Annotated in this window: 11 protein-coding genes and 5 pseudogenes; 8 read left to right on the forward strand and 8 right to left on the reverse strand. The window is 69.5% G+C overall.

Annotated elements, in window-relative coordinates:
* Positions 1-3: 3 nt before the first annotated feature.
* Positions 4-459: pseudogene (locus tag AB5L52_RS02690) on the reverse strand (IS5 family transposase); the annotation flags it as partial.
* Between the two features lie 230 nt (positions 460-689).
* On the opposite strand from AB5L52_RS02690, the pseudogene AB5L52_RS02695 reads away from it, so the two are divergent.
* A pseudogene (locus AB5L52_RS02695) lies at positions 690-971 on the forward strand (IS110 family transposase); the annotation flags it as partial.
* 22 nt (positions 972-993) lie between these two features.
* Here the strand turns inward: AB5L52_RS02695 and AB5L52_RS02700 are convergent.
* Positions 994-1,335 (reverse strand): annotated as a pseudogene (locus AB5L52_RS02700) (transposase); the annotation flags it as partial.
* 107 nt (positions 1,336-1,442) lie between these two features.
* Between AB5L52_RS02700 and AB5L52_RS02705 the strand changes: the two are divergent.
* Positions 1,443-1,654: pseudogene (locus AB5L52_RS02705) on the forward strand (LysR family transcriptional regulator); the annotation flags it as partial.
* 267 nt (positions 1,655-1,921) lie between these two features.
* On the opposite strand, the gene AB5L52_RS02710 reads toward AB5L52_RS02705, so the two are convergent.
* A complete protein-coding gene (locus AB5L52_RS02710; RefSeq protein WP_351572198.1) occupies positions 1,922-2,242 on the reverse strand; it encodes a CoA transferase in 321 nt (106 codons plus the stop codon).
* 112 nt (positions 2,243-2,354) lie between these two features.
* A pseudogene (locus tag AB5L52_RS02715) lies at positions 2,355-2,408 on the reverse strand (hypothetical protein); the annotation flags it as partial.
* A 274-nt stretch (positions 2,409-2,682) separates the two neighbouring features.
* Here AB5L52_RS02715 and AB5L52_RS02720 point away from each other — a divergent pair.
* Entirely contained in the window at positions 2,683-2,814 is a 132-nt protein-coding gene (locus tag AB5L52_RS02720) for a hypothetical protein (protein WP_351572201.1), read from the forward strand.
* Here AB5L52_RS02720 and AB5L52_RS02725 read toward each other — a convergent pair.
* Positions 2,795-3,673, reverse strand: coding sequence for an LLM class flavin-dependent oxidoreductase (locus tag AB5L52_RS02725; RefSeq protein WP_351572204.1), 879 nt, complete (start codon positions 3,671-3,673; stop codon positions 2,795-2,797). The two genes, AB5L52_RS02720 and AB5L52_RS02725, sit on opposite strands and share 20 nt — an antisense overlap.
* Positions 3,674-3,995: 322 nt before the next feature.
* Between AB5L52_RS02725 and AB5L52_RS02730 the strand changes: the two genes are divergently transcribed.
* The gene (locus AB5L52_RS02730) at positions 3,996-4,613 is read left to right on the forward strand and encodes a TetR/AcrR family transcriptional regulator (protein WP_351572207.1); all 618 of its coding nucleotides are present in this window, start codon (positions 3,996-3,998) and stop codon (positions 4,611-4,613) included.
* A gap of 104 nt (positions 4,614-4,717) precedes the next feature.
* On the opposite strand, the gene AB5L52_RS02735 is transcribed toward AB5L52_RS02730, so the two are convergent.
* The gene (locus AB5L52_RS02735; RefSeq protein ID WP_351572210.1) at positions 4,718-5,338 is read right to left on the reverse strand and encodes a hypothetical protein; all 621 of its coding nucleotides are present in this window, start codon (positions 5,336-5,338) and stop codon (positions 4,718-4,720) included.
* A gap of 186 nt (positions 5,339-5,524) precedes the next feature.
* Here AB5L52_RS02735 and AB5L52_RS02740 point away from each other — a divergent pair, with 186 nt between their 5' ends.
* The 4 genes from AB5L52_RS02740 (at position 5,525) to AB5L52_RS02755 (ending at position 12,065) form a co-directional block, all read left to right on the forward strand.
* Positions 5,525-7,519, forward strand: a complete 1,995-nt coding sequence (locus tag AB5L52_RS02740; protein ID WP_351572213.1) for a glycoside hydrolase — start codon at positions 5,525-5,527, stop codon at positions 7,517-7,519.
* A 234-nt stretch (positions 7,520-7,753) separates the two neighbouring features.
* Entirely contained in the window at positions 7,754-9,037 is a 1,284-nt protein-coding gene (locus tag AB5L52_RS02745; RefSeq protein ID WP_351572216.1) for a Tat pathway signal protein, read from the forward strand.
* Between the two features lie 315 nt (positions 9,038-9,352).
* Positions 9,353-10,324, forward strand: coding sequence for a hypothetical protein (locus tag AB5L52_RS02750; RefSeq protein ID WP_351572219.1), 972 nt, complete (start codon positions 9,353-9,355; stop codon positions 10,322-10,324).
* 94 nt (positions 10,325-10,418) lie between these two features.
* The gene (locus AB5L52_RS02755) at positions 10,419-12,065 is read left to right on the forward strand and encodes an APC family permease (protein ID WP_369362505.1); all 1,647 of its coding nucleotides are present in this window, start codon (positions 10,419-10,421) and stop codon (positions 12,063-12,065) included.
* Positions 12,066-12,097: 32 nt separating this feature from the next.
* On the opposite strand, the gene AB5L52_RS02760 is transcribed toward AB5L52_RS02755, so the two are convergent.
* Together AB5L52_RS02760 and AB5L52_RS02765 are read right to left on the reverse strand one after the other, a co-directional pair.
* Complete coding sequence (locus tag AB5L52_RS02760; RefSeq protein WP_351032075.1) at positions 12,098-13,096, reverse strand: SDR family NAD(P)-dependent oxidoreductase; 999 nt, start codon at positions 13,094-13,096, stop codon at positions 12,098-12,100.
* A gap of 56 nt (positions 13,097-13,152) precedes the next feature.
* Complete coding sequence (locus tag AB5L52_RS02765; RefSeq protein WP_351032074.1) at positions 13,153-14,319, reverse strand: UDP-N-acetylglucosamine--N-acetylmuramyl-(pentapeptide) pyrophosphoryl-undecaprenol N-acetylglucosamine transferase; 1,167 nt, start codon at positions 14,317-14,319, stop codon at positions 13,153-13,155.
* Positions 14,320-14,345: the final 26 nt, after the last annotated feature.

Raw genomic sequence — 14,345 nt, forward strand, 5'->3', positions numbered from 1 at the left:
TTTTCATTCGGCGGACCGGAGCTTTCGAAGGCAGATGATGCTGCACGTCAGGGTCAACAACCCATGGTGGATGTCGGCGCGTCGTTCGTAGCGGACACGGAGCCGTTTGAACTGGTGCAGCCAGGCGAAGGCACGCTCGACCACCCAGCGCACCTTGCCAAGCCCCGAACCATGGAGGACGCCGCGGCGGGCGATCATCGACTTGATGCCGCGTTTCCATAGCAGGCGGCGGTACTTGTCGAAGTCGTAGCCCCGGTCGGCGTAGAGGCGCCGGGGTTTGCGGCGGGGGCGTCCCCGCCGGCCCCGGATCGGTGGGATGGCGTCGAGCAGCGGCAGGAGCTGGGAGACGTCGTGGCGGTTGCCGCCGCTAAGCGTGACGGCGAGCGGGGTTCCGCGGCGGTCGACTATCACATGATGCTTCGAGCCTGGGCGGGCGCGGTCGACGGGCGAGGGGCCGACGTGATCCCCCCTAATCCAGTGCGTAAGCAGATGGCCCGGGCCCATGCAACGACCCAGGGCAACTGCTCGCACAGGACAGCGAATGCCTGGATCCCCCCTGGCCGTCAAGGCCTCCTCAAAGAGCGGCATCGCTGTCCGTTGCGGGGCTCGCGGTGATGACGCGGGCGCCGGGCTGATGCCTCCGTTTCCCCGGGCCCTTGAGGCCTCTGTCAAGAGCGGCGCGGCCCGGCGCCTCCGGCAAGAAGCGGTTCGTCGGCCGACGCTTCGTCAAGAACAATCGCCTCATCAACGCCGGCTTCCTCTGGGCCTTCGCCGCCCTCACCACCTCACCGGGAGCGAACGCGCACTATCGACGCCGACGCGAGCACGGAGACTGGCATGCCGCCGCACAACGGCACTTGCTGAACCGCTTCCTCGGCCAGCTCCACTACTGCCTCAAGACCCGGCAGCATTTTGACGAACAGCAGGCCTTCGCACCGCTCCTGTCACCTCCGACCGAACAGGCGGCTTGACTTCTTGGCCCCCTGAGATGTCTTTGAGGGCCCAAACGTGGGACCCGTCCACGGCGCAGTCGTCCAACTCCACAAGCTCCGCCTGGCGTAGCTCGGTCAGGAGGGCGGCGTGCAGGCGGGGCCAGGCGCCAACTTCGGTCCAGTCCCGCAGTCGACGCCACGCCGTCACCCCGGAGCAGCCCACGACCTCGGTGGGAACGTCGCGCCATGCGATACCGGTCCGCAACACGTACAGCACGCCTGCGAGTGCCATCCGGTCCGCAACGCGCAAACGCCCGGGATAGCGGCGGCGCCGTTCAGGAACGGGAGGCAGGAGCGGAGCCACACGCTCCCACAGGTCATCCGGAACAAGACCAGAACGCACCCGGATACTCTGCCGGACAAGATCACCAAGCACAAGACCAACGAGTACAACTCATTCTGAAACGATCAGTAATACACGCATCGGCATGAACTGATGTCCCTGGGGATATGGACCGCCCCGAACTCCCGCTGCCGCCGCTGCATGCCCTCGTCGGGCTCGCGGAAGAACTGCACTTCAGCCATGCCGCCGCCCGCCTGGGCATCGCCCAGCCCCCGCTGAGTCAGCAGATCCGCCGGCTGGAGCAGAAGGTCAGGTACCCGCGCTGTTCGAGCGTGAACCGGAGCGGGTGACACTCACCCCGGCCGCGGGCCAGCTCCTTGGTGATCAGCACGTAGCAGGGGGTGCAGACGGGGGTGTCGCCGAACTCCCCGGGACGGCGAGGCCGAAGATGCCGAGCTTGCTTCTTCATCTACTCGATCAGGGTCTCCGCATAGGTGTCGGTGTGCTCCAGCTCTCGAACGACCGGCTTGACCTCTTTGTCGCCGAACTCGTGCACCGTGCGGACGCGGAGGTATGTGTTACCCACGGAAGCGCGTGTCTGCCCGTGGAGGTCGGGCCGACCGTCTCAGACGTCGGGCTGCCCGACTCAGAGGGCTCCCTCCGCCCGCAGGACCTCGATCTCGACCGGGCCGTAGCCGAGTTCGGGAAGGGTTGGTTCGGTGTGCTCGCCGACGGCCGGGACGGCATCCATGCGAGGGACCACGCCTGCCAGGTCGATCGGCGGAAGCAGGGCGGGAACCTGCGCGCCTCCGGGAATCGACATGTCCCGCCATCGGTCGCGGGCGGCGAGCACGGGGTGGTGAGCCACGAAGCCTTCGACGTCGTTGACCCCGGCGTTGGCAATGCCGATCTCGTCCAACGCGCTGCGCACCTTCGTACTGTCCGACGCAGCGAAGCGCTCGGCCACGATCGCGTTCAGTTCGGCGCGGTGGGCGACGCCCGCGGAGCCGGTGACGAAACGCGGTTGTGCCGTAGCCGGAGTTCGAACAGGGGACCAGTGATGGGAACCGCTCGTGCAACGCGTCCGCCTCCAGCCCCAATCGGACGGCCGCCCCGGGCACCAGGTTCTGCACGAAAACGTCGGCGTGCGCGAGCAGTTGCTACCACTCGGGCGGCAGCGCGACGGCGCGGCTCCCGGCCGCGCTGGACGACGCGGCCGTACCCGAGCCCGAGGGCCCGTGGCAGCTGCGGCTCCAGCCGACCGAGACCTTACTTACCATTCCGGTTCAGCGCGCTCACCGTCAACGCCCATCGCATCCCTACGACACCCCGTACTGCCGTGAAGTCGACGGCTACCCCGGACTCGTCGTCCACGGTCCCCTGCTGGCCCTGCTCATGCTGGAACTGGTGCGCAGGAACGCCCCCGAGCGGCAGATCCGGTCGCTGTCCTACCGGCTGCACCGGCCGGCCTTCGTGGGCGAGCACCTCCTCGTCGACGGCACCCAGCACCCACGGCGGTCTAAGCCGACGGGCCTATGAGTTCGTCGGCGACCCACTGGGCGACACCCGTGGGGTACGGCGAGGACAGTCCTAGGACGATGTGCCGGAAGCCGGCGTCGATCGCTTCGCCGATCGCGTCCCGGGTGCTGCCGGGGTGGTCGTAGGAGACCGGCAGGTGGATCGAGCGGGTTACCGAGGCGGGGTCGCGGCCTGTCTCTGTGCAGTAGCGGTCCAGCAGTGCACTGCGGCGGGCGAGGTCGTCGATGTCGCCGCCGCCGGGGATGTTCCACAGGTCGGCGTGCTCGGCGGCCACGCGCAGGGTGGCGGACGAGCGGCCGCCGATGAGGATCGGCGGGTGGGGGCGCTGGACGGGTTTGGGACTGCCGAAGGCGCCGGTGAGGTGGTGGTAGGTGCCGTGGAAGTCGAAGGGGTCGGGCTCCGTCCACAACCGCCGGATCACCGTACAGGCTTCAGCGAGGCTCCCCATGGCATGTGCGGAATCGTGGAAGGGCAGTCCGTGCGCTTCGTATTCGCGCCGGGCCAGCGGATGGCTGGGGCGTGAGCCGACGCCGATGCCGAAGTCGAGCCGGCCGCCGGAGACGACGTCGACGGTCGTGGCGATCTTGGCCAGCATCGCGGGCGGCCGGAACCGGTTGCTGGTCACGAGCAGACCGATGCGCAGGCGCCGGGTGTGGGCGGCGAGGGCCGAGAGCAGCGTCCAGCCCTCGTAGGTCGGTCCACCGGGATCGCCGAAGATCGGCATGAGGTGATCGAACAACCATGCGTGCTCGATCTCCGGGATCCCGTCCGCCTCGCGCCAGACCCGCAGGACATCGTGGTAGTCGACCTGGGAGGGGGCGGTCATGATTCCGAAACGAGGCCGAGGTGTGTGCGGCATGAGCTGCTGGTCCTTTCGACGTGGGGAACTTGGTTCGCTGCTGCCGGGCGGGCGTTCCGCGAACACGGGGCTGCGCCAAGGGACATGGGCGCCGACCTGCGACGCTCAGCGGCGCCGCAGTGACTGGTCGAGCAATGCAAGGGGGCGGATCGGCAACCGATTACAGGAAGGGGGAGCTCACAGCGAGGGCGAGGCTGGACTGGACTGAGCTGGACTGTCGGGCCGGCACTCTGACACCATGAGCAAGCGGAACATCGTTCCGGTAGGAACGATACGGAACAGCGTTCCGTTTAGCAAGTGTGGTTGTGGAAGGAGCGGTGCGATGAACGACAGCGGCGAAGGAGCAGGACGCGCGGCTCAGTCCAAGCGGAGCGACGCCCGGCGCAACAAGGAGACGCTGCTCGAGGCGGCCGCGGCGGCATTCGTCGCATCGGGCGTGGAAGCGCCTGTACGCGACATCGCGGCCAGAGCCGGTGTCGGGGTGGGCACGATCTACCGCCACTTCCCGGCGCGCGCGGATCTCATCGTCGCCGTCTACCGGCATCAGGTGGAGAGCCTGGCCGAGGCCGGACCCGCCCTGCTGAAGACGAGTACAACTCCCCATGCCGCCCTCGGACAGTGGATCGATCTCTTCGTCGACTTCTTGGTCACCAAGCACGGACTGGCCGGTGTCCTGAAGTCCAACAATGCCGGCTTCGACGCGCTGCACGCCTACTTCTTGGACCGCCTGGTGCCTGTCTGCACTCAGCTGCTGGAAGCCGCGGAGGCCGCCGGCGAGATCCGCTCCGACCTGCAGGCCTACGAGCTGATGCGCGGCGTCGGGAACCTCTGCATCGGCGCGGAGAGCGATCCCCGGTACGACGCGCGTCGACTGGTCCAGCTCCTGATCACGGGCCTACGCGCCGACCACACCGACCACCGGTCCAGCAGCCGCGGCTGAGAGAAGGGCGGGTGCGAAGCCGTGGTCAGCACCAGATCGCCGTAATCAGAGCCAGAGCGCCGTCATCAGAACCAGATCATTGTCGTCAGCACCAGATCCGCTCGTCAGAACCAGATCCGCGAGGACATCAGGCCCAGGCCCGCTGCCGCAGCCTGTCTCCACACCCGCAGCGGCTGGTCGAGAATGTCGACGGCCTCCTTGTCCCCGGGCCAGTCATCGATACGGCCAAGCACCTGCTCCCGTTCCGCTCCGGACAGTGCGAGCACGGACTCGACGGCTTCCAGGTGACCGCGCACCTCGGCGGCGGTCAGTACCGCGTCTCCCGCCCAACCCGGCAGGATCCGGGCGCGCTGCGGACCCAGGCCGTGGAACAGGGCCGCCACGGGATTGTCCTTGCGTACGGAGACGATGAACGGCTCGACATCCTCGTCGAATCGCTCCCACCACTCCATGACATGCAGCTCACACGCGTCGTCCAGGGCGTCGAAGGCCGATGCGTTGACCATGTCGTACAGCTGCAGTGCCGCATCGGTGGTGTAGCCGTCGGGTCGCGCGACCGGCACCGCCCCGCCGCCGCGAGCCACGTCCTTCTCCCAGCGCGACCAGGCGTCCTGCGCCGACTCGTGCTCCCCCATCTCCTTGATCATCGGCCCTGCGACCGAGGCGATCTCCGCCACCTGCTCGTCGCTCAGCGCTCCCACCGCCCACCAGCTGGACATGCCCATACCGCTCGCCTTCCCCCGTATCCGACTTCACCGACTCGGCACCCACCCGGTCACCACCGTGGCCGCGTTCGAGAGCCCGTACGCACATCATGGCAACGGGCACTGACAATGCCCGGCCTGATCGGCTCTCACATCTCGTCTCGGCTCTCACATCTTTCTTAGATTCGGTTGTGAGAGTCCACGGCCGTGAAGGCGAGGAAACTCAAGAAGACGAAGACACAGACCAAGGTCATCGCAGTGAGCAGTGCGCTCGTGACGGTCGGCGTGATCGGTACGGCCACCGCGTTCGGTACCGGCACGGAGGAACCCCGGCGCATCGAAGCGCACGGATCGCAGCTCTCCGTACCGGTCGACGGGGGCCGCGCCACAGTCGACCTCACGTCCCTGGCGGTGCGGGCCCGAGCGGACGACGGCCGCACATGGCAGTTGTCGGCTCCGGCCGCCGGTGATCTGGGCGCGCCGGGGAGGGTCAGCATCCATGAGGGGAAGGCCAGTTGGCGGTACGGCGACAGGGGGCTGACCGTCACCGCGTCCGCGCAGGATGGACGCCTGGCCGTCACCGTGCGCTCGGCTCGGCAGTCCAGCCTGACCTGGCCGGTCTCCGGCACGGACCGGACGACCGAGGAACTGCAGGTCCCGCGCGGTGAGGGCTTGTCCATTCCGGTCGCCGACCGGTGGTGGAACTCCGCGTCGGCGGGCCTGGCGGGCAACGGGGCCGACATGGCCGAGGGCCTGACCATGCCGTTCTGGGGCACCAGTCAGTCCGGGCAGCACGGCGCGAGCTACATCGTCGAGTCCGACATCGGCACGACCCTCAAGTTCGTCTCCTCCGGCGGGCATCTGCACACGGAGGCCGAGCATGAATTCGCGCCGCGGCAGGCCACGGGGAACTACGCCGTGACCTTCGCGCTCACCGACGGATCGCCCGTCGCCGCGGCGCGCGACTACCGTGCTTGGCTCCAGGACCACGGTGGCATCACGACACTGCGGCAGAAGATCGCCCGCAATCCCGAAGCCGCCAAGCTGATGGGCGCTTTCCACGCCTACACGTGGGGCCAGGCTCGTACCGCCGAGGGCGTCCGGCGCCTGCGGGAGCTGGGGATCGACCGGATGTGGCTGGGATACGACGCCGACGGCAACCCCATGGACCGCAAGGCCACGCGCCTGGCCCAGCAGGCCGGATATCTCGTCGGGCCCTACGACTCCTGGGCCAACGCGCAGGATCCGGCATCGGCCGACACCTCTGTCTCCGCCTGGCCCGCCCCGGTGTGGCAGGACGCCTGTGTGCGCCGGGCGGACGGCACGCTCGTGACCGGTTTCGGTGGCCGCGGCTGCTACGTGAGCTCCGAGGCGCTCCGGCGCGCCGAACCCTCCCGGCACTATCTGGCCGACCGCACCAAGGAGATGACCGCCAACGGCGCCACGAGCTACTTCCTGGACGTCGACGCCGCGGGTGAACTGTTCACCGATCACTCTCCGGCGCATCCGATGACCAAGGCGCAGGACCGGCGCAACCGGTTGGCACGCATGGCCTGGCTGTCCGGCGACCGTCGCCTGGTGCTCGGTTCGGAGAGCGCGGGCTCGTGGGCGAACGGCGTGCTGTCCTTCAGCCATGGCTCGGGCACACCGGTCGACGACCGGCTGTGGAAGCTGGAGAAGGACCGCAAGACGTGGGGCGGCTACACGCCTTACAACGCTCCGGCGGTCTATTTCAAGCCCGTTCGCCTCCCGGCCGACCTCGCCAAGACGATGTACGACCCGAGGTACCGGGTGCCGCTCTATCAGACGGTCCTGCACGACTCGGTGATCAGCACCGAACGCTGGGAGCTGTCCTGGTCGAAACTGCCGGACCAGAGCCGTACCCGCGCTCTGCTCGCGATGCTATACAACGTGCCTCTCAACCTGGTCCTCGACCAGGACGAGCTGGACCGGCACGGCAAGGAGATCGCCCAGGTGCAGCGGTACTTCGAGCCATTGCACAAGGCTGCGGCCACGCAGCCGATGACCGACTTCCGCTGGCTGACGGACGACCATCTCGTGCAGCGGACCACGTTCGGCAAGGGGGTGCTGACCGTGACGGCCAACTTCTCCACCACATCCCACGACGGGCTGCCCGCCGGGTGTGTCGACGCGGTGGTCAACGGCGGTGCCAGGCACCGGTTGTGCCCCACGGGGTTGTGATGCGAGTCCGGCTCTCCGCACACCCGGCCGCGAGGCAGCTGCAACGGCTGCCGGCCAGCCACGTCGTCCGCCCGCAGGCCGCGACTTTCGCCGGTCGGCCGGATCGACAGCGGTCGCCGGTCCTGCCGCCGGTCGGCCGCATCGGCGCCGGGCATCCCCTACGGATACCCTGAGGGACAATATCGGGGGCCGACCCGGATGTGCGGAGGGCCGACGAGCCGTCAGCCTTGATCCATGTCGAATTCTCTCCCGCGCCACCGCAGCAGCGGCTCCGGGCGGCGACGAACCCTCGCCGCCTGCGCCGTTGCCGCTTTCTGCACACTGACCGCCGCTCTCCCCGCCGGTGCGGCCACGGGTGCCGCCCGCACCGGTTCGCCCCCGTCCTCCGCTCGCCCCCTCTCCCTTCCCGCGCCGACCGGGCAATACCGGGTCGGCGAGGTGGAGTTGCATTTAGTGGACCACTCACGGCCCGACCCATGGCATCCCGCGCAGGACCGGCGCGAGCTGATGGTCAGCGTGTACTACCCCGCGACGCACACGGCCGGGCGTCCGGCGGCCCCGTACATGCTGCCCGCGGCGGCCGGCCACTTCGACAAGGTCACAGCGAACGACTACCTCTCGCTGCATGTCCCGGCCGGCCGGGCTGACTGGGCCCGCACCACGACCCACGTGGCCCAGAGCGCCCCGGTGGCCGCCGGTCGCGGTGGGCGGCTTCCTGTGGCGCTCTATTCCCCGGGGCTGGGCGAGCCGCGCACCTGGGGCACGGCGGCTGCGGCCGATCTGGCCAGCCGCGGCTACGTGGTCGTCGCCATCGACCACACCTACGAGTCGCCCGAGGTCCAGTTCCCGAACGGCTCCCTCGCCACCGTGTCGCTGCCCTCGGACGACGGCAACGCCTTCATACGTAAGGCGCTGGCCGTGCGGGTGACCGACACCAGCTTCGTCCTGGACCAGCTCCGGGTGTTGAACAGCGGGCGCAATCCCGACGCGGACGGACAGCCGTTGCCAGCCGGCCTGACCGGGGCGCTGGATCTGGCCGAGGTGGGCATGTTCGGCCATTCCATGGGCGGCACCGCAGCCGCACTGGCGATGGACGCCGACCACCGCATCACCGCGGGCATCGATATTGACGGCAATCTGGCCTACACCGACGGCTCGCTGATGCCGGTCGCCCAACACGGCCTCGACCGGCCCTTCCTGCTCATGGGCAAGGACGGCAAGACCGACACCGGCCCGGGCTGGCAGGCGTTCCGCACCCACACTCCTGGGTGGACCCGTCAGCTCACCCTGCTCGGTTCGGAGCACGCCTCGTTCACGGACGCGGAGGTTCTGGTGCCGCAGCTGCATCTGAGGCCCTCCGACCAGATCGACGACATAGGCACCATCGACCCGGCCACCGCAATACGCACCAACGAGGCCTACGTCTCGGCCTACTTCGACCACTGGCTACGCGGCCGCAGCGGACGGCTGCTGGAGGAGCCGTCACCCAAGTACCCGGACATGGTGTTCGTGAAGTGAAGGCGGCGCCGTCGAGGAGAGTCGAGGAGAAGGGAGGGGAAGGCAGGGGCACTGCAGGCGGCTACCCCGCGGGGCGCGCCCCGCTCGTGCCCCGGGAGCGGCGCCGGCCGACGAGGTGCCGACCGTACCGACGGTACCTCCACTGCGTCCGAGGGACTGACGAGACATCATGCCCCCACATGTAGCCGGGAGTTTGCCAGTCGTCCGTAGACCCGGTACGGCCGCGTGCGCTGTGCTGGTCACGGTCGGCGGCTTATGGTGGGCCGTCACTTGCGTCCGTTCTGAGGGGAACCGATGGAGCCCAGGACCAGGATCGTGAGATACGCCGCCGTCTGCGCGGCAGCCCTTCTGCTCTGTGCCGGCGTGACCACCGCGGCGTCCGCCGACAGTACCAAGGCCGGACCGAACCCGTTGGCTGGCCGACTGGACGCCTACTGGACCCCCGCTCGTATGGCGGCCGCGCTGCCCGCCGACACCCGCAAAGGTTCCCAGACCGCCACGCCTGCGCCCACCGTGTCCCCTGCGGTGGACGGACCGCAGCCGGGCGAGTACATCCCGCCGAGCCGGAGCTTCGACGGCATCCCCGAGGCCGGCACCTTCTTCTGGACGGACGCCACCGGCACCGGCCGCACCTGCAGCGGCTCCGTCGTGCACAGCCCCGGCCGCGATCTGGTGCTGAGTGCCGGGCACTGCCTGAAGGGCTACGCGGGCACCTCGCCCAAGCGTCATCTGGCCTTCGTGCCGCAGTACCACGACACCCTCAAACCGTTCGGGATCTTTCCGGTGCGGACCGACGGCGTCTACGTCTCGCAGCAGTACTACGACCTGGGTGAGCACGCGGGCGCCGCGTACGACTTCGCGTTCGCGGTCACCGAACCCAACCAGGACGGAACGCGCCTGGAGGACGCGGTCGGTGGAGTGCGCCTGCTCACCGGGACGGGTTACTACCACGTGCCGGTGCGGATGATCGGCTACCCGTCGGGCGCGGAGAAGCCTCTGGAGTGCTGGAGCTGGACCACCCGGTGGGACAGTGACGACCCGGCCGACCCGGGTACGTTCCCACGCATCGCCTGCGACGCCTTCGTGGGCGGGACCAGCGGCGGCCCCATGCTCGTGCCGTGGCCGGGCGGATGGGCGGTCATCGGGGTCATCGGCGGCTACCACACCGGCGGCAACACCCCGCAGATCTCCTACAGCGCCTACTTCGGCGCCGCCACCCAGTCCCTCTATCGCGCGGCGGTCACCGGGGCCCCACCCGCCGGCCCGCACCTCACCGGCGGTTCGTGAGCCGCCAGGAAACAATGGCTGCACGTCCACCGCCGAGGGCGCGTCACCGTGGCACGATAGTGATGCATATCACCCTACTGAGGGGGTATCGGCCATGGCCGTGTCAGAGGCAGCGCCCGGCCCGAAGACCCACAAACCCGGGCTTCGGCGTGAGATCGGCTTCATCGGACTCATCTGGGCGTCGGAAGGGTCGATCATCGGATCCGGCTGGCTCTTCGGCGCCCAGGGTGCCCTGGCTGCCGCGGGTCCGGCGGCGATCATCTCCTGGGCAGTCGGCGGTCTGGCCATCCTCATCCTGGCGCTGGTCCATGCCGAACTCGGCGGCATGTATCCGGTGTCGGGCGGCACTGCACGCTTCCCGCACTACGCCTTCGGTGGCGCCGCCGGGGCGTCGTTCGGCTGGTTCTCCTGGCTGCAGGCGGCCACGGTGGCGCCCATCGAGGTGCTGGCGATGATCACATACGGCCAGCACTACTCCTGGGCGAGCGGCTGGGAGAAGGTCAAGGGCGGCGAGCACGTCCTGACCCCGCCCGGTATCGCCGTCGCCGTCGGGCTGATGGCCGTCATCACGGCCATCAACTTCCTCAGCATCCGGCTGCTGGCCCGCACCAACAGCGCCGCGACCTGGTGGAAGGTCGGCATCCCACTGCTGACGATCTTCGTGTTCGCCATCGCCCAGTTCCATACCAGCAACTTCACGGCGGCCGACGGATTCGACCCGTACGGGGCCAAGGGCATTCTGTCCGCCGTCTCCACCAGCGGCATCATCTTCGCGCTGCTGGGCTTCGAGCAGGCGGACCAGCTCGCCGGGGAGAGCGCCAACCCCAAGCGGGACATCCCGCGTGCGGTGATCGGGTCGATCGTCCTCGGCATCCTGATCTACATCCTGCTGCAGGTCGCGTTCCTCGCCGCGCTGCCCGCCTCCCAGATCGGCAGCCACTGGGCGAACTCCGCATTCACCGCGCTGAGCGGGCCCTTCGCCCAGGTAGCCACGCTCATCAGCCTGGGCTGGCTGGCAACGGTCCTCTATCTCGACGCCGTGATCTCCCCCGCCGGCACGGGTCTGATCTACATCACCGGCTCCTCCCGGGTCTCCTACGGCCTGAGCCGCAACGGCTATGTGCCGTCCGTGTTCGAGGCGACCAACAAGCGCGGCGTGCCCTGGGTCGGTCTGATCACCGCCTTCGTCATCGGCTGCATCTGCTTCCTGCCGTTCCCCAGCTGGCGTTCCCTCGTCGGCCTGATCACCAGCGCCAGTGTGCTGATGTACGCCGGCGCGCCGCTGTCCTTCGGGGTGTTCCGCAACCGGCTGCCCGACGCCCACCGCCCCTACCGGCTGCCCGGCGGCGGCTGGCTGTCGCCGCTCGCCTTCATCGTCGCCAACCTGCTGATTCTGTGGTCGGGTTGGACCACCGACTGGAAGCTGGGCGTGGCCATCCTCATCGGCTACGTCATCCTGGTCGCCAACCGGGCGTTCAAGATGAACCCCATCACCCCCCAGCTCAACCTGCGTGCCGCTCAGTGGCTGCCGGCCTATCTGGTGGGCATGGGACTCATCGTCTACCTCAGCGACTTCGGTCCGCTCAAGCACCCCTGGTTCCCGCTGTGGTGGGACATCGGGGTCGTGGCCGTCTTCAGCCTTGTCATCTATTACTGGGCCATGGCGGTCGCGCTGCCCACCGACCGGATCCAGCGTCTGATCGACCAGGTCGTGGTTCCGGAGGAGGCGGACCTTCACTGACGCCCCGTCAGGCCGCATGGCGGCACGACCTCTCAGACGGCGTAGCGGCCCGGTGCGAACAGGTGGAGGTTGGCGCGGATCCAGTCCGAGGTCTGGCGCAGGCCTTCGTCCAGGGAGACCTGGGGCTTCCAGGAGGCCCAGGTGCGGGCGCGGGAGTTGTCCGACAGCAGTCGGTGCACCTCGCTGCCGGCCGGGCGGAGCCGGGCCTGGTCGACGACGACCTCCGCGTCCCGTCCGGAGACGGCGATCAGCTTGCGGGCCAGGTCGCCGATGGCGATCTCCTCGCCGGTGCCGAGATTGACGACCTCGCCGAGCGCACGGTCGCACTGGGCCACGGCGAGGAAGCCCCGGGCGGTGTCGGTGACATAGGTGAAGTCGCGGGTGGGGGTCAGCGAGCCGAGGCGTATCTCGCGGGCACCGGAGTGCAGTTGGGCGAGGATGGTGGGGATCACGGCGCGGGCGGACTGGCGGGGGCCGTAGGTGTTGAAGGGGCGGACGACCGTCACGGGCAGCTCGAAGGCGTGGTGGTGGGAGAGCGCCATCATGTCGGCGCCGATCTTCGACGCGGAGTACGGCGACTGCGGCTGGAGCGGATGGTCCTCGCCGATCGGGGCGGTCAGGGCGGTGCCGTAGACCTCGCTGGTGGAGGTGTGCACGAGGCGGCGCACCTGGTGGCGGCGGCAGGCCTCGGCGATGTTCTCGGTGCCGGTGACGTTGACGGCGACGTAGGCGCCCGGTGAGTCGTAGCTGTAGGGGATGCCGATGAGGGCGGCGAGGTGGAAGACGGTGTCGCAGTCGGCCACGGCGTCCATCACCCGGCCCGGATCGCGCACGTCACCCGCGATCAGCTCCACCTGGGGGTGGTCCAGGAGGTGGGCGAGGTTGCCCTTCTCGGCATAGGGCTTGTAGTGGACCAGGGCGCGGACCGTGGCGCCCTCGCGGACGAGCAGGTCCACGAGGGTCGATCCGATGAACCCCTCGGCTCCGGTGACGAGGACGGTACGGCCGTGGAAGAAGCCGGATGCGTGCATGGTGGTGCCTTTCTCGAAGTCAGCCTTTGTGGAACGGGTTCTTCTGGAGGGGCCGGTCAGAGTGCGGTGGGGACGGCTGCGGGCACGTGGTGTCCGGCCAGTCGGAGCACCTTGGCGGCCAGCCGGTCCGCGGCGGTCCGGTGGTGCGCACCGACGCCCGCCCCCGCCGCGGCCCGGGACATCGCGTGCAGCCGGACCGGGTCGTCGAGCAGCGAGCCGGCCACGGCTTCGAGGGACCCGGCGGTGGTGTCCTCGTCCCGCAGCAGGACCCCCGCCCCGATCCCGGTGAGGGCGCGGGCGTTGTGCGTCTGGTGGTCGCCCGGGGCGTGCGGGTACGGCACCAGTACGGCGGGCAGCCCGATGGTGGCCAGCTCGGCGACGGTCGCCGAGCCCGCGCGGCACACCACCAGGTCGGCGGCGGCGTACGTCAGATCGATGCGGTCCAGGTAGGCCACCGCGTCGGCGACCCGGTCGGCGCCGGTGGCGGCCAGCCGGGCGCGGGCCGCGTCCAGCCCCGCCGGACCGGTCTTGATCAGGAGCCGTACGTCGGTGCGGTCCCGCCGGCGTTCGGCCAGGCCCAGGGCCGCCTCGGTGAGCCGGGCCGCGCCCAGGCTGCCGCCGTTGACGAGCAGCAGCCTGGTGTGCGGCGGGATGCCGAGCGCCCGGCGGGCGTCCGCGCGCTCGGCGTCGCGGTCGAGGGCGGCGAGCGGCCCGGACAGCGGCATGCCGACGAGTTCGGGCCGGCAGGACGCGGGCAGGTGGGCGCCGCCCGCCGCGAAGGCGAGCGCGACATGCGGGGTGAGCCGGGCCGCGAAGGCGTTGGCTCGGCCAGGCACGGCGTTGGACTCGTGGATGAGGCTGGGCAGCCCGGCGAGGCGGGCGCCGAGGATGACGGGGGCGCTCGGATAGCCGCCCATACCGACGGCGACCTGCGCACGCTGGTCACGCAGGATGGTCCGGCACTGGCCGGCGGACTTCAGCAGGGCGGCGGGCAGGGTGAAGCGCCGGGCGCCGAGGGAGCGGTCGTAGGGGATCATGTCGACCGTGTGCAGGCGGTAGCCCGCGTCGGGGATGAGCCGGGTTTCCAGGCCGCGCTCGGTGCCGACGAACGAGATCACCGCGTCGGGCACCCGGCGGCGCAGCGCTTCGGCGAGCGCCAGCCCGGGATAGATATGGCCACCGGTGCCCCCGGCACCGATCACGACGGAGAGCGGAATGTCCATGCCCGGCACGGTCCCGATCTGTTCTA

Origin of the sequence: Streptomyces sp. CG4, assembly GCF_041080655.1 — a bacterium.
GTDB lineage: Bacteria > Actinomycetota > Actinomycetes > Streptomycetales > Streptomycetaceae > Streptomyces.